12 protein-coding genes are annotated in these 14,180 nt (G+C 73.0%); 8 read left to right on the top strand and 4 right to left on the bottom strand.

The features are described from left to right. Nucleotides 1-56: 56 nt before the first annotated feature. Together addA and trxA are read left to right on the top strand one after the other, a co-directional pair. The gene (addA, locus tag KF737_RS04570; protein WP_296450796.1) at nucleotides 57-3,551 is read left to right on the top strand and encodes a double-strand break repair helicase AddA; all 3,495 of its coding nucleotides are present in this window, start codon (nucleotides 57-59) and stop codon (nucleotides 3,549-3,551) included. 101 nt (nucleotides 3,552-3,652) lie between these two features. After that, a complete protein-coding gene (trxA, locus tag KF737_RS04565; protein ID WP_296450795.1) occupies nucleotides 3,653-3,988 on the top strand; it encodes a thioredoxin in 336 nt (111 codons plus the stop codon). A 228-nt stretch (nucleotides 3,989-4,216) separates the two neighbouring features. On the opposite strand, the gene KF737_RS04560 is transcribed toward trxA, so the two are convergent. Together KF737_RS04560 and KF737_RS04555 are read right to left on the bottom strand one after the other, a co-directional pair. Continuing rightward, the gene (locus tag KF737_RS04560; protein WP_296450793.1) at nucleotides 4,217-4,900 is read right to left on the bottom strand and encodes a sulfur transferase domain-containing protein; all 684 of its coding nucleotides are present in this window, start codon (nucleotides 4,898-4,900) and stop codon (nucleotides 4,217-4,219) included. 44 nt (nucleotides 4,901-4,944) lie between these two features. Beyond that, on the bottom strand, nucleotides 4,945-5,040 hold the full coding sequence (locus KF737_RS04555; RefSeq protein ID WP_296450791.1) for a PEPxxWA-CTERM sorting domain-containing protein: 96 nt from the start codon (nucleotides 5,038-5,040) through the stop codon (nucleotides 4,945-4,947). A 131-nt stretch (nucleotides 5,041-5,171) separates the two neighbouring features. Between KF737_RS04555 and KF737_RS04550 the strand changes: the two genes are divergently transcribed. The 5 genes from KF737_RS04550 (at nucleotide 5,172) to lpxK (ending at nucleotide 11,012) form a co-directional block, all read left to right on the top strand. After that, complete coding sequence (locus tag KF737_RS04550) at nucleotides 5,172-6,962, top strand: ABC transporter transmembrane domain-containing protein (protein ID WP_296450789.1); 1,791 nt, start codon at nucleotides 5,172-5,174, stop codon at nucleotides 6,960-6,962. After that, nucleotides 6,959-7,660, top strand: a complete 702-nt coding sequence (locus tag KF737_RS04545) for a lysophospholipid acyltransferase family protein (RefSeq protein ID WP_296450788.1) — start codon at nucleotides 6,959-6,961, stop codon at nucleotides 7,658-7,660. Before KF737_RS04550 ends, KF737_RS04545 begins: the two co-directional genes overlap by 4 nt. Nucleotides 7,661-7,716: 56 nt before the next feature. Further along, nucleotides 7,717-8,709 carry a cation diffusion facilitator family transporter gene (locus tag KF737_RS04540; RefSeq protein ID WP_296450786.1) on the top strand — a complete coding sequence of 331 codons (993 nt, stop codon included), beginning with the start codon at nucleotides 7,717-7,719 and terminating at the stop codon, nucleotides 8,707-8,709. 66 nt (nucleotides 8,710-8,775) lie between these two features. Continuing rightward, a complete protein-coding gene (locus tag KF737_RS04535) occupies nucleotides 8,776-10,026 on the top strand; it encodes a glycosyltransferase N-terminal domain-containing protein (RefSeq protein ID WP_296450784.1) in 1,251 nt (416 codons plus the stop codon). Continuing rightward, nucleotides 10,023-11,012: a tetraacyldisaccharide 4'-kinase gene (lpxK, locus tag KF737_RS04530; protein WP_296450783.1), complete on the top strand. Its 990-nt coding sequence runs from the start codon at nucleotides 10,023-10,025 to the stop codon at nucleotides 11,010-11,012. Before KF737_RS04535 ends, lpxK begins: the two co-directional genes overlap by 4 nt. Here the strand turns inward: lpxK and KF737_RS04525 are convergent. Next, nucleotides 11,005-12,081: a phosphotransferase family protein gene (locus KF737_RS04525; protein ID WP_296450781.1), complete on the bottom strand. Its 1,077-nt coding sequence runs from the start codon at nucleotides 12,079-12,081 to the stop codon at nucleotides 11,005-11,007. The genes lpxK and KF737_RS04525 overlap by 8 nt on opposite strands. A 104-nt stretch (nucleotides 12,082-12,185) precedes the next feature. Here KF737_RS04525 and KF737_RS04520 point away from each other — a divergent pair, with 104 nt between their 5' ends. After that, on the top strand, nucleotides 12,186-12,608 hold the full coding sequence (locus KF737_RS04520; RefSeq protein WP_296450779.1) for an SRPBCC domain-containing protein: 423 nt from the start codon (nucleotides 12,186-12,188) through the stop codon (nucleotides 12,606-12,608). 228 nt (nucleotides 12,609-12,836) lie between these two features. On the opposite strand, the gene purD is transcribed toward KF737_RS04520, so the two are convergent. Further along, a complete protein-coding gene (purD, locus tag KF737_RS04515; RefSeq protein WP_296450776.1) occupies nucleotides 12,837-14,105 on the bottom strand; it encodes a phosphoribosylamine--glycine ligase in 1,269 nt (422 codons plus the stop codon). Nucleotides 14,106-14,180: the final 75 nt, after the last annotated feature.

Genomic DNA, 14,180 nt, shown 5'->3' with positions numbered 1-14,180 from the left:
GGACTGGGCGCCTGCGGAGGATCGATCCTGCGAAGCCCCGCCAGGAGCGAAGCAGGATGACCCTCGTGGACCTCTTCAGCCGCGGCGAGGCGCGCCATGCCCAGGAGGAGGCGGCCGACCCGACGATCTCGGTCTTCGTCACCGCCAACGCCGGCTCGGGCAAGACCAAGACGCTCATCGACCGGGTGGCGCGCCTGCTGCTGGCCAAGGCCAGGCCCGAGACGATCCTCTGCGTCACCTACACCAAGGCCGCCGCGTCCGAGATGCAGCGCCGGCTCTACGAGCGCCTGGGCGGCTGGTCCGTGGCCAGCGACGCCGACCTGCGCGACGCGCTGGGTAAGCTGCGGTCCCGCGCCCCCGCCAGCTTCGACCACCAGGACCTGTCGGAGGCCCGCGGCCTGTTCGCCGCCGCCCTGGAGACGCCCGGCGGCCTGAAGATCCAGACCATCCACGCCTTCTGCGAGAAGGTGCTGAAGCGCTTCCCGCTGGAGGCCGGCGTCCCGCCCGGCTTCCGCGTGATGGACGAGGCCGCCGCCGCCGCGGTCGCCGCCGCCGCGCGCAAGGCCGTCGCGCACCACGTGCTGAACATCCCCGGCCCGCTGGCCGACGCCTACGGCCGCCTCGCGGTCTCGCTCGACTTCCGCCGCTTCCAGGCCATGTTCGCCGAGTTCGAGACCCGGCGCGGGGCGCTCCGCGAATTCTTCGACCGCGGCGGCCTGGCGGGCGCGGTCGACTGGGTCTGGCGGACGGTGGACATCGCGCCCGACACCGACCCGGAGGCTCTGGCCCGCGGCGCCATGGCCGGGATCGACCGCGGCCTCTACCGCCGCTGCGCCGAGGCGCTGCGCGCCGGCGGCAAGCAGGACGGTGAACGCGCCGCGATCCTGGACGCGCTCGCGAACGCCGCCGATCCGAGCCTGGCGGACGCCGTCGACCTCTTCTTCACCCAGAAGGACGAGCCGCGGAAATGGGTCGAGACCGCCAGGCTGCTGCGCGCCGAGCCCGAGTTGAAGGCCTTCCTGCTGGAGGAGCAGGCGCGCCTGCACAACGTCCGCGAACGCCTGCGCGCCGCCCAGGTCGGCCGCGACAGCGTCGATGCGCTGAGCCTCGCCCACGCCTATCTGGAGGCCTACCGCATCGAGAAGGACGCCTCGGGCGCGCTCGACTTCGCCGACCTCGTGGAGAAGACCTGCGCCCTGTTGCGCGACCGGCCGGCCGCCGCCTGGGTGCTCTACAAGCTGGACGGCGGCGTCGACCACATCCTGCTGGACGAGGCGCAGGACACCGCCCCCGAGCAGTGGGCCATCGTCGATGCGCTGACCGAGGACTTCTTCGCCGGCGCCGGCGGCCGGCCCGCCCGGAAGCTCGACCGGGGAGTCTTCGTCGTCGGCGACCGCAAGCAGTCGATCTACTCGTTCCAGGGCGCCCGGCCCGAACTGCTGGCCGAGCGCTTCGAGGCCTACTCCGCCCGCGTCGCCGACACCGACCACCGCGTCCGGCGCATCGACCTGCTGGAGTCCTGGCGCTCGACGCCCCAGGTGCTGGGCTTCGTCGACGCCGTCTTCACGCCCGCCCACCTCAACGCCGCGATCCAGCCCGGCGACGCGGTCGTCCACGAGATCGCCCCGCCGCGCCGCGCGCACGCCGGCTGCGTCGACCTCTGGGAGATGGAGGTCGATCCCGGCCCGCAGGACCAGGGCGCCTGGGACCTGCCGCTCGACGTCGAGCCCCGCGACAGCGGGAACAAGAAGCTCGCGCGCCGCATCGCCGCCGAGATCAAGGGCCTGATCGCCCGCGGCGAAGCGGTCCACGACAAGGAGACGCTCAGGCTGCGCCCCGCCCACGCCGGCGACGTGCTGATCCTGGTCCGCCGCCGCGGCGCGCTGTTCGAGGAGATCCTGCGGGCCCTGAAGCAGGCGGACCTGCCCGTGGCCGGCGCCGACCGGCTCTCGCTCTCCAACCACATCATCTTCGACGACCTGCTGGCGCTGGCCCGCTTCGCCCTCTTCCCCGGCGACGACCTGACGCTGGCCGGCCTGCTCAAGAGCCCCTTCTGCGGCCTCGACGACGACAGCCTCTACGCCCTGGCCCACGGCCGCGAAGGGCGGCTCTGGCGCACGCTGCGCGACCGCGCCGACGAGACCGCGCTCTGGCGCGACGCCGCGCGTTTCCTCCGCCTCGCCCTCGACACGGCGAAGACGGCGCGGCCGTTCGAGTTCTTCGTCCGCCTGGTCGAGCACGTCGGGACCGACGGCCGCTCGATGCGCCAGCGCCTGCTGACCCGCCTCGGCCCGGAGGCCCGCGACGCGCTGGACGAGTTCCTGAACCAGGCGCTGGCCGCCGAGGACCGCGGCGCCCACGACCTCGAAAGCCTGGCCGACGAGCTCTCGGGCCTGGAGATCGTCGTGAAGCGCGAGATGGAGGGCGCGAAGGCCGAGGTCCGGGTGATGACCGCCCACGGCGCCAAGGGCCTCGAGGCGCCCATCGTCTTCCTGCCCGAGACCAACCTTGCGAACACCTCCCGCGGCTCGCCCCTGCTGCGCGTCGACCGCGGCGCCGAGGGCGTCGGCTTCCTCTGGAGCGCGCGGTCGGCAAACGACTGTCCGGCGACCTCCGACGCCCGCAGGTTGCGTCGCGACCGCGAAGACGCGGAAGCCTACCGCCTGCTCTACGTGGCCCTCACCCGCGCCCGCGACCGGCTCGTGCTCTGCGGACGCCGCGCCGAGCGGACGAACCCCGAGACGCTTGCGGGCTGGTGGGGCGCCGTGCGCGACGCGCTGAGCCACGCCGGGATCGAAGGCGACGTCCGCGAGCTCGAACACCCCGACGGCGCCCGCTTCCGCCGCTACGGCCCCGACCCGCAGCGCGTCCGCGCCCGGCCGCCCGGGGAAGCCGTCCGCCTGGCCCTGCCGTCCTGGGCCGGAACGCCCGCCAGGGCCGAGGCCTACGCCCGCTACGCCTCGCCGTCCGACCTGGGCGAGGGCGCGGCCGCCGCGGCCGCCTCGCCGCTGGCCGAGAGCGCCGGCCTCGGCCGCTTCCGCCGCGGCGACCTGATCCACCGCCTGCTGCAGCTCCTGCCCGACATCGCGCCCGCCGCGTGGGCCAGGGGCGCCGCCGACCTCCTGGCCCGCGAGCGCGACCTCACGCCCGGCCAGCGCGCGGAAATGGCCGCCGCCGCGCTGACCGTGCTGCAGGACCCCCGCTTCGCCGAGGTGTTCGGCCCGGGCTCGCGCCCCGAGGTCGCCGTCGCCGGGACCGCCGCGAGCCTGCCGCCCGGCTTGCGCATCTCGGGCCGCATCGACCGCCTCGTCGTCCTGCCCGGCCGTGTGCTGGTCGTGGACTTCAAGACCAACCGCCCCTCGCCCGACACGATCGAGGCCGCCGATCCCGCCTACCTGCGCCAGATGGCTCTCTACGCCGCCGTCCTCGCCGAGGTCTTCCCGGGCCGCCGGATCGAGGCCGCCATCGTCTGGACCGACGGCCCGAAGCTGATGCCGGTTCCAGAAAACCTGATCGCCCGGACGCTTGCTGACCTCGCCCGTGACGGTTGATACGTTGCGGGGGTCCGCCTACATCGGCGGATCAGGAAGGCGCGTGCCGCGCGTTGCCCCTAAAGCGGCGCAGGCGAGACCCGCGCCACAGGAGTTTTTCGATGAGCACCGTGAAGGTCACCGACGAATCCTTCCAGGCCGACGTGCTGGCGTCCGAGACGCCCGTCCTGGTCGACTTCTGGGCCGAGTGGTGCGGCCCCTGCAAGCAGATCGCGCCCGCGCTGGAGCAGCTCTCCGACGAGCTGGCCGGCCAGGTGAAGATCGCCAAGCTCGACATCGAGCAGAGCCCGACCACGCCGTCGCGCTACGGCGTGCGCGGCATCCCCACCATGATGCTGTTCAAGGGCGGCCAGATGGCCTCGATGAAGGTCGGCGCCATGCCCAAGCAGAAGATCCTGGAGTGGCTGGCCGAAGCCGGCGTCGCCGCCGCCGCCTGAGCCGGTTCCTCCCCCTTCGGGCAGGGCAATCACATACGGTTTGTGGGCGGCTCGTCCGCCCGATTCATGAACCGCAGAGATCGCAGAGATACGCAGAGAGCTCGCGGATCCACCGGAATCCTCCGCGTATCTCCGCGATCTCCGCGGTTTGACTGACGGCCTTTCGGCCGCCCGCATCCATATGCCACCGCCCCGCCCCTTCGGGGACCGACGGGGAGGAACGACGCCCTACTCCCGCCGCAGCACGCCATCCACCAGCGCGTTCCCCCACATGTTGGTGCGGAAGTCGGCCTTCATGCCGGCCGGGTCGTACATCGGGCTCTCGACCCACTCGAGGAAGCTCATCCCCGCCGGCTCGCCCTCGGTCAGGTAGCGGGCGAAGGTGTAGTCCAGGACTCCGGTCTTGCCGTGCCGGATGTGCAGGTACCTGAAGGAGAGCTGCTCCAGCGCCTCGCGGATCGTCTTGCCCTTCCGGAAGTGCATGTAGAGCACGCTCATGACGCCCGCCCGGTCCGCGCCGGACTTGCAGTGCATCAGCGCCGGATATTCCAGCGTCTCGAACAGCCGCTTCGCCCCCAGCACCCGATCCCGCGACGGAACCTCCCGCGAGGTGATGGTGAAATTGACGAAGTTCAGTCCCAGCCGCGCGCAGGCGTCCTTCTCCAGCGCGTGGAAGCTGGCGTCGAACCCGCCCCTCAGGTTCACGATCGTCCGGATCCCCCGGCCCTTCCACGCCGCGATCTGATGCGGCCACGGCTGGTTCGCCCGCACCAGCTCCTCGCTGATCCAGTGCGCGTTCGAGAACCCCAGCCGCAGATAGGCATGGTCGTTCCAGAGGTAATCCAGATACGCCCTCGTCCGCCCGGCCGGCGTGGAAAGGTCGAAGCGGTCGTCGGCGGGAGCGTCCGTCATCGGCCCCAGATAGGGCCAGACGCGCCGGAGCGGAAGCGCGGGCCTCAGGCCCGAGCCGCCGCCGCGCGGTTTCGGCGCAGCCCCGCGCCCGCCGCGCCGAAGCCCAGCAGCATCAGCGCCCAGACGCCCGGCTCGGGCACGCCGCCGCAAAGAGGGCGCCGTCTCGCCCTCCACGTCTCCCTGTGATCTCCGCGGTTGAATCCGAGAGCGCTCACAGCGCGCGGGGCGGCGCCCGCTTGACACCGCCCGCGCAACATCCGACCCCAGCCCCATGAGCGCCCCCGCACCGCCGGAGCTTGGCGCCCGCGCGGTCGTGGCGCGGGTGGCGCAGCGCTACATGGCGCCGCGCTGGCGGGGCTGGACCGTGGCCATGCTGGCCGCCGTGGTCGTGGCCTACTGCTCGGCCGAACTGGTCCGCATCATCGAGCCGGCCACCAACGACCTCCTGGTCTTCCACAAGGCCGGCGCGCTGCTCTGGATTCCGCTGACCATCGCCGCCCTGGCCGTCGCCCGCACCGTCGCCCAGATCGTCCAGGCCACGCTGGTCAACCACATCGGCAACGCCGTCGTCGGCGACGTGCAGGTGCAGCTCTTCGGCAAGCTGGTCCGCGCCGACCTCGCGCACCTGCGCAGCCAGCACTCCGGCGCCTATGTCTCCTCGGTGCTGTACGACGCCGGCCTGATCCGTGAGGCGGCCACCTCGGGCGTCGTGAACTACACCCAGAACCTGCTCGTCTTCATCGGCGCGGTCTTGGTGATGGTGGCCAACGACTGGGCGCTGTCGCTCGTGCTGCTGCTGGCCGTGCCGGTCGCCGGCTGGATCATGCGCCGCTTCTCCAAGCGCACGACCAAGGCCGCCAAGGGCGCCATGGCCGAGACCTCCAACCTCTCCTCGGCGATCATGGAGAGCCTGGACGGCGTCCGCGTCGTGAAGATCGAGAACCGAGAGGCCTACGAGGAGGCCCGCGTCGCCGAGGTGGTCGCCCGCCGCCAGAAGCACCTGACCAAGGGCGCCAACGCCCGCGCCCGCGCCGCGCCCGCGACTGAGCTCCTGATGACGCTGATCGTGGCCGTCGTCTTCGCCTACGCCGGCTGGCGCTCGACCCAGGGCGAGATGAACGCCGGCGCCTTCTTCTCCTTCGTCGCGGCGCTGACCATGGCCAGCCAGGCGCTGCGCCAGCTCGCCAACCTCCAGACCGTGTTCGCCGAGGGGATGTCGGCCGCGCGCCGCCTCTTCGCCGCCCTCGACGTCGAGCCCGAGGTGCGCGAGCAGGCCGGCGCCCGTCCCGTCGCCCGCGCCGAGGGCCACATCCGCTTCGAAGGCGTCGCCTTCTCGTACGGCGGCGACGGCCCGCCGGCCCTGGGCGGAGTCGACCTCGAGGCGCGGCGCGGCGAGACCGTGGCGCTCGTCGGCCCCTCGGGCGGCGGCAAGAGCACGATCCTCAACCTCATCCCGCGTTTCTACGACGTCAGCGCCGGCCGCGTGACCCTGGACGGGACCGACGTGCGCGAGGTCACACTCGCCTCGCTCCGCGACCAGATCGCGCTGGTCACCCAGGAGCCGTTCCTGTTCGACGACACCATCCGCGCCAACATCGCCTACGCCCGCCCCGACGCCGCGCCGGCCGAGATCGAGGCCGCCGCCCGGGCCGCCGCGGCGCACGGGTTCATCGCCGCCCTGCCCGACGGCTACGACACCGTCGTCGGCGAGGCCGGGGCCCGCCTCTCGGGCGGCCAGCGCCAGCGGATCGCCATCGCGCGGGCCTTCCTGAAGGACGCGCCCATCCTCCTGCTCGACGAGGCCACCAGCGCGCTCGACACCGAGAGCGAGGCGCAGGTCCAGGCGGCGCTGAAGCGCCTCATGGCCGGCCGCACCACCCTGCTCATCGCCCACCGCCTCTCCACCGTCCGCGGCGCCGACCGCATCTACGTGGTCGACCGCGGCCGGATCGTCGAGACCGGCGACCACGGCGCGCTCGTGAAGAAGCGCGGCCTCTACGCCCGCCTGGCCCGGACTCAGGATCTCGGGGGCCAGGACCTGGAGGCGGAGCCCGCCGCGTGAAGAAGCTGCTCCGTTCGGACGGCGTCCAGGCCTTCCTCGGCTGGGTGCTCGGGACCTACCTGCGGCTCATCCTGCGCACCGTGCGCTGGACGCATGAGAACCTGGACGCCGTCGAACCCGTCCTCGCGGACGACAGCAGGGGCGCCATCGCGCTCTTCTGGCACGGCCGCATCCCGCTCTGCCTCGCCACCGCGCCGCAGTGGTGGAGGAAGCGCACCAAGGCCCTGATCTCCCCCAGCGCCGACGGCGAGTTCATCGCCCGCGCCCTCGACATGTCGGGCTTCCCGGCCATCCGCGTCTCGTCCGCCAAGAAGGGCGACGCCGCCAAGGCGCGCCAGGCCGTCGCCGCCATCCGCGAGGCGACCCAGTGGGTGGCCGGCGGCGGCGCCCTCGTCGTCACGCCCGACGGTCCCCGCGGCCCGAACGAGGTGATCGCCGCCGGCTCGCTGCAGATCGCCAGGCGCTCGGGCCAGGCCGTCTACCTCATGGGCATCGCCGCCGCGCCGGCCGCGCAGATGCAGGGCACCTGGGACAAGGTCATGTGGGCCGCCCCGTTCGGCCGCGGTTCGGTGGTCTGGGACGGCCCGCTCTTCGTCCCGCCCGACGCCGACGAAGCCGCCATCGCCGCCCTGGTCGCCGACTGGTCGGCGCGCCTTTCCGCGGCGACGCGCAGGGCCGAGGCGCTGGCCGCCCGCTGATCCCCGTTACTTGGTATCGCATTGATCGCCCCGGCGGGCGGTGAGACATAGGCCCGATGGCCCACCAGCACGACCACGGCCACGCGCACGACGACCATGACCATGGCGCCCACGACCATGGTGGGCACGATCATGGCCACGGTCGCCACGGGCACGGCCACCATCACCACCACGCCCCCGCCGACATGGGCCGCGCCTTCGCGATCGGCGTGATCCTCAACACCGCCTTCGTGGCCGCCGAGGCGGGCGTGGGCTTCTGGACCGGCTCGCTGTCGCTGCTGGCCGACGCGGGCCACAACCTCTCGGACGTGCTGTCGCTGCTGCTGGCCTGGGGCGCGACGATCCTGGCCAGGCGGGCGCCCGCCGGCCGCCGCACCTACGGCATGCGCAAGGCCACCATCCTGGCGTCGCTCGCCAACGCCGTCCTGCTGCTGGTCGCGGTGGGCGCCATCGCCTCGGAGTCCGTACACCGGCTCCTGCAGCCGTCGCCGGTGGAGTCCGACCTCGTCATGCTGACGGCGGCGCTAGGCGTGGTGATCAACGGCGCCACCGCCCTGCTCTTCATGCGCGGCGCCCATTCCGACCTCAACGTCCGCGGCGCCTTCCTGCACATGGCCGCCGACGCCGGCGTTTCGCTGGCCGTGGTGGTGGGCGCCTTCGCCATGAGCCGCACGGGCCTTCTCTGGATCGACCCGGCGCTGGGCCTCCTGATCGCCGCCGTCATCGTGTTCGGCACCTGGGGCCTCCTGCGCGACTCGGTCGACCTTGTGCTCGACGCCGCGCCGCGCGGCATCGACGTCGACGCCGTGCGGGGCTACCTCGCCGGCCTGCCCGGCGTCGAAGGCGTCCACGACCTCCACGTCTGGGCGCTCTCGACCACGGAGACGGCCATGACCGCCCACCTGCTGCGGCCCAACAACGACGGCGCCGACGCCCTGCTGCAGAGCGCCAGCGCCGAACTGGCGGTACGCTTCCGCATCGGCCACGCCACCCTGCAGATCGAGACCGACGACGCCGGCTGCGGCGTCGGCTGCGCGAAGGTGGCGTGACCCTGCTTCGCCGAGGCTTCGCAGGGTTCGGTTCAATCCTTCGTAGCTCCGAAGGAGCGAAGTAGGATGAGGACGCTTCCGCTCGCCCTCTACGGCGCGGCGACCGGCCTGCTGGAGCCTTTCGCGCCGGCCGTGCTGCGCGGTCGCGCGGGTCGCGGCAAGGAAGACGCCGCCCGCTTGGGCGAGCGCCTGGGCCGGCCCGGCGCGGCCCGCCCCGACGGCCCGCTGGCCTGGCTGCACGGCGTCAGCGTCGGCGAGACCATGTCGCTGCTGCCGCTGGTCTCGGCGCTGCGCACGCACCGGCCCGATCTCGCCCTCCTGGTCACATCGGGCACCGTCACCGCCGCGGCCATGATGGCCGAGCGCCTGCCGGCCGGCGTGATCCACCAGTTCGCGCCGGTGGACGCGCCGGGCGCCGTGCGGCGCTTCCTCGACCATTGGCGGCCGGCGGCCGGCGTCTTCGTCGAGAGCGAACTCTGGCCCAACCTGATCCTGGCGGCCGGCGCACGGGGCGTGCGGCTGTCGCTGATCTCGGCGCGCATGACCGAGGCCAGCGCCGCGCGCTGGTCGCGCTGGCCCGGCTCGGCGCGGGCGCTGGTCGGGGCCTTCGAGGTGCTGGCGGCGCAGGACGCGGCCACCGAGGACCGCCTCGCGCGCCTGGGCGGGCGGCCCGGTCCGCGGCTGAACCTGAAGCTGGTCGGCGATCCCCTGCCCTTCGACGCCGCCGAACTGGAGCGCCTCAGGACCGCCACGGCCGGCCGCAAGGTCGTCCTGGCGGCCAGCACCCATCCCGGCGAGGAGGCGCTCGTCGCCAAGGCCTTCCACGACGCCGCGCCCAACCTCGGCGAGGCCCTGCTGGTGATCGCCCCGCGCCACCCCGACCGCGGCCCGGCCCTGGCCGACGAACTGCGCGCGACCCGCCGCGCCGCGGGCGAGGCGCCGACCGGCGCGATCCACGTCGCCGACACCCTGGGCGAACTCGGCCTCTTCTTCCGCCTGGCGGACATCGTCGTGATGGGCGGCGGCTTCGCCCCCGGCGTCGGCGGCCACAACCCGCTGGAGCCCGCGCGCATCGGCCGCCCGATCCTGACCGGCCCGCACGCCTTCAACGCCGCCGAGACCTACGCAGAACTGTTCGCCGAGGCCGCCGCGATCGAGGCCGCCGACGCCGCGGCGCTCGCGCGCCACCTCCGCGGCCTGCTCGACAACCCGACGATCGCGAGGCGCATGGGCGAGGCCGCCCTCGCCTACGCCGGCCGACAGAACGCAGCGACGATGCAGCGGGCGCTGGAGCTGCTGGAGCCGCTCTTGCCATGAAGCTGTCCACGCCGCGCTGGTGGTACACCCGCGACGCCAAGGTGGGCGCGGTGGCGCGCCTCGCGCTCACGCCGATCTCCTGGATCTGGGCCGCGGCCACGGCGCGCCGGATCGCGAACGGGCGGCCGGTCGATCCGGGCGTCCCGGTGATCTGCGTCGGCAACCTCACCGTCGGCGGCGCGGGCAAGACGCCGGTGGCGCGCGAGCTCGCGCGGCGGCTGGGCGGGACGGTCCTGACCCGCGGCTACGGCGGATCGCTCGCCGGCCCGGTGAAGGTCGACCTCGCGCAGCACACCGCCGCCGACGTCGGCGACGAGCCGCTGATGCTGGCGCAGGACCTCGACGTCTGGGTCTCCCGCGACCGCGCGGCCGGCGCGATGGCCGCGGCCCAGGCCGGCGCGAAGCTCGTCGTCATGGACGACGGCCACCAGAACCCCGCGGTCGCCAGGACGCTGTCGCTGGTCGTGGTCGACGGCGAGACGCGGAACGACGAGTGGCCCTTCGGCGACGGCCGCGTCTTTCCCGCCGGCCCGATGCGCGAGCCGCTGAAGGCCGGCCTCGCCCGCGCCGACGCCGTCGTCCTGCTGCTCCCGGCCGACCTCGATGCGCCCGACCCGGCGCTCGTGCGCCAGTTCGAAGGCCTGCCGGTGCTGGTCGCCCGGCTCGCCCCCGCCGCGCCGCCGCCGGCCGGGCCGCAGGTCGGCTTCGCCGGCGTCGGCAAGCCCTGGAAGGTCGAGCGCGCGCTGCAGGCCGCCGGCTGCGACCTGAAGGACCTCTGGCCCTTCCCGGACCACCACGCCTACAGCGAAGCCGATCTCACCCGCCTGAGCGACCGCGCCGCGCAGTACGGGGCCGGCCTCGTCACCACCGAGAAGGATTGGGCGCGCCTGCCGCCGGCCTGGCGCGAACGCGTCACCGCCTGGCCCGTCCGCGCCGTCTTCGAGGACGACGCGGCGCTCGTCGCCGTGCTGTCGCGGGCTACTTAGCGCCCGCCAGTTGCGCGAACTTCCAGCTCGTCTCGGCCAGCGCCAGCACGCGGTCGGCCTGCTGGGCGGCGTGGGGGCTGTTGGCGGTGCCGTCGCGCACCCGGCCCACGATCCCCTGCAGGATGCCGGCGAGGCGGAAGGTGTTGTAGCTGTAGAACCAGTTCAGCTCCGGCAGGCCCGAGCGGCCGGTCAGCTCGCAGTAGTAGGCGACCGCTTCGTCCAGCGTCGGGATGCCGTGGGCCTTGAGGTCCGGGATCTGCGAGATGCCGCCGTTGATCCAGTTCATCAGCAGGTAGGTGAAGTCGGCCAGCGGCTCGCCCAGCGTGCCCAGCTCCCAGTCGAGCACGGCGGCGACGCGGTTCTCGGTGGGGTGGAAGATCATGTTGTCGAGGCGGTAGTCGCCGTGGACGATCGAGGTGCGCTCCTGCTCGGGCACGGTGCGCGGCAGGAACTCGATCAGCTTCTCGATCTCGGGGATGTGGACCGTCTCGGAGGCCTTGTACTGCTTGGTCCAGCGGTCGACCTGGCGGGCCATGTAGTTGCCCGGGCGGCCGTAGTCCTCGAGGCCGACCTTGACGTAGTCGGTGTTGTGCAGGTCGGCGAGGGTCTTGATCTTGGCCAGGATGATCTCGCGGCGCTCGGCGGGCGAATAGGCCGGCAGCGACTGGTCCCAGAGGATCCGGCCTTCGACCATGTCCATGATGTAGAACATGGTGCCGACGACGCTCTCGTCGGTGCAGAGCCCGTAGGGCCTGGCCACCGGAAAGCCGGTCGGATAGAGCGCCGAGATCACCTTGAACTCACGGTCCACCGCGTGCGCCGAGGGCAGCAGCTTGCCCGGCGGCTTCCTGCGCATGACGTACTTCTTGCCCGGCGTGACGAGCTGGTAGGTCGGGTTCGACTGGCCGCCCTTGAACTGGCGGACCTCAAGCGGGCCGGCGTAGCCCTCGACGTTGGCCTCCATCCAGCGGGCCAGCGAGGCCTCGTCGAACTTGTGGCTGTCGGCCACGTCCTTGGTGCCGGTGTTGAGCGCCTCGCGCTCCTGCTCGGCGGTCAGGGCTTCGGCCATGTTCGTCTCCCCACGCTCTCGTACGCTCGTTTGAAGCCCTTTTAGCCGGGCGGGGCGAGGGAGCAAGGCTTGACGCCCCGGCACGGCGTCCGCCACTCGGGGGCATGGCCGAAGACGTCATGTCGATCATCGAGATCGCGGCCCCGCGCGAGCGGGTCTGGCAGGCGCTGAGCGATCCGGCGCAGGTGACGCAGTGGATGGGCGCCCTGCGGTTCCGGGCGGAGGCCGGTCACGTCTTCTACCTGCAGCCCGAACGCGCGCGGCGCCTCGCGGGCGACGTGACGGATGCGATCGCGTGCCGGATCGAGGTGCTGGACCGGCCGCGGCGGCTGTCGTTCACCTGGGGCCTGCCCGACACCTTCGTCGACATCCGCCTGACCGAGATCTCGGGCGGCACGCATGTGCGGCTGGTCCACTCGGGGTGGGATCGGTTCGAGGACCGCGAGACCGAGGACGTGCGCGGCGGCATGGGCCGCGCCTGGCACGCGGTGGCGCTCCCGGCGCTCCGCGCCGTGGCGGAAGGCTAGGACGAGTCCACATTCAGCGACGTCTCAGGCCTGGGACGAAGCCGTGAAACATCTGGCCCTCCTCCTCGATGGAGGAGGGTTGGGTGGTGGTGTGGCCGCGGCGTTGGCGCTGTCACGCATGTCGGCGCCGAGCGGCGCTTCAGACGCCGCCGGCCTGCGCACACCACCATCCCCGACCCTTCCTCCGTCGAGGAGGAAGGGAGCTCTCACCATTCGACGGCGGTGGTCCTAGACCAGCGCCCGCCAGCCGATGTCGCGGCGGCAGAAACCGTCCGGGAAGTCGATGGCGTCGACGGCGGCGTAGGCGCGGTCGCGGGCCTCGCGCAGCGTGGCGCCGCGGGCGCAGGCGTTGAGGACGCGGCCGCCCGACGCGCGGAGCTGGCCCGCCTCGTCCCGCTTCGTGCCGGCGTGCAGCACGACCGTGTCGGCGCCGAAGTCGGCGTCCGCGCCGTTGATCGCCCCACCCGCCGCCGGCTTCTCCGGATAGCCCCGGGCGGCCATCACCACGCAGACGGCGCTCTCGTCGCGCCACGTCGGCGCCGGCATCCCGGCCAGCCGGCCCTGCGCGCAGGCCAGCAGGTACGGGACGATGTCGCTCTCCAGGCGCAGCATCAGCACCTGGCACTCCGGGTCGCCGAAGCGGACGTTGAACTCGACCAGCTTGGGGCCGTCCCGGGTCGCCATCAGCTCCACGAAGAGGACTCCGCGATACGGCGCGCCGTCGGCCGCGATGCCGGCGAAGGCGGGTTCGACCAGCCGGGTGCGGACCTGTTCGACCAGTTCCGGCGTGAAGACCGGCGCCGGCGAGTAGGTCCCCATGCCGCCGGTGTTCGGCCCCTGCTCGCCGTCGAAGGCGCGCTTGTGGTCCTGGGCCCAGCCGAACACCATCGAGTCCTTGCCGTCGCAGAGCGCGAACAGCGAGCCGATCTCGCCCTCCAGGAACTCTTCCAGCACCACGCGGGCGCCCGCCGCGCCGAAGCGCCCGCCGAAGGCGTCGTCGATGGCCGCCTCGGCCTCTTCCCGGGTGGCGGCGATCACGACGCCCTTCCCGGCCGCCAGCCCGTCGGCCTTGATCACATAGGGCGGCTGGAAGCGGGGCAGCGCCGCGCGGGCCTCGGCGGCGCTCCCGCAGACCGCATAGGCCGACGTCGGCAGCCCATAGCGGTCGCAGAAGGCCTTGGTGAAGGCCTTGGAGCTCTCCAGTTGTCCCGCCTGCGCGGACGGCCCGAAACATGGGATGCCGGCGGCCACGACGGCGTCGCCGAGGCCCGCCGCGACCGAGGATTCGGGCCCGATCACGACGAGGTCCGCCGCGATCTCGCGGGCCAGGGCCACGAGGCCCTCCACGTCGGTCGCGGACACGTTCCGCAGTTCGGCCTGCGCAGCCATGCCCGGATTACCCGGCGCGGCCACGAGACGCCTCACCAGCGGCGAGGCCGCGATCTTCCACGCCAGCGCGTGCTCGCGCCCGCCCGAACCCACGAGGAGGATATTCATGAGGGGCGCTTTGGCGTGGCCCGCCGACGGGGTCAAGGCGATCCGGCGTCAACATCCCGCAGGGCGACGCCACGT

Source organism: Phenylobacterium sp. (assembly GCF_019636135.1).
Classification (GTDB): Bacteria; Pseudomonadota; Alphaproteobacteria; order Caulobacterales; family Caulobacteraceae; genus Phenylobacterium.
The sequence above is the reverse complement of the archived record's forward strand: the minus strand, read 5'-3'. Positions and strand labels throughout refer to the sequence as shown.

Coding starts and splice junctions, on each gene's coding strand:
- addA (WP_296450796.1), top strand. CDS start 57: ATGACCCTCGTGGACCTCTTCAGCCGCGGCGAGGCGCGCCATGCCCAG.
- trxA (WP_296450795.1), top strand. CDS start 3,653: ATGAGCACCGTGAAGGTCACCGACGAATCCTTCCAGGCCGACGTGCTG.
- KF737_RS04560 (WP_296450793.1), bottom strand. CDS start 4,900: ATGACGGACGCTCCCGCCGACGACCGCTTCGACCTTTCCACGCCGGCC.
- KF737_RS04550 (WP_296450789.1), top strand. CDS start 5,172: ATGAGCGCCCCCGCACCGCCGGAGCTTGGCGCCCGCGCGGTCGTGGCG.
- KF737_RS04540 (WP_296450786.1), top strand. CDS start 7,717: ATGGCCCACCAGCACGACCACGGCCACGCGCACGACGACCATGACCAT.
- KF737_RS04535 (WP_296450784.1), top strand. CDS start 8,776: ATGAGGACGCTTCCGCTCGCCCTCTACGGCGCGGCGACCGGCCTGCTG.
- lpxK (WP_296450783.1), top strand. CDS start 10,023: ATGAAGCTGTCCACGCCGCGCTGGTGGTACACCCGCGACGCCAAGGTG.
- KF737_RS04525 (WP_296450781.1), bottom strand. CDS start 12,081: ATGGCCGAAGCCCTGACCGCCGAGCAGGAGCGCGAGGCGCTCAACACC.
- KF737_RS04520 (WP_296450779.1), top strand. CDS start 12,186: ATGGCCGAAGACGTCATGTCGATCATCGAGATCGCGGCCCCGCGCGAG.
- purD (WP_296450776.1), bottom strand. CDS start 14,105: ATGAATATCCTCCTCGTGGGTTCGGGCGGGCGCGAGCACGCGCTGGCG.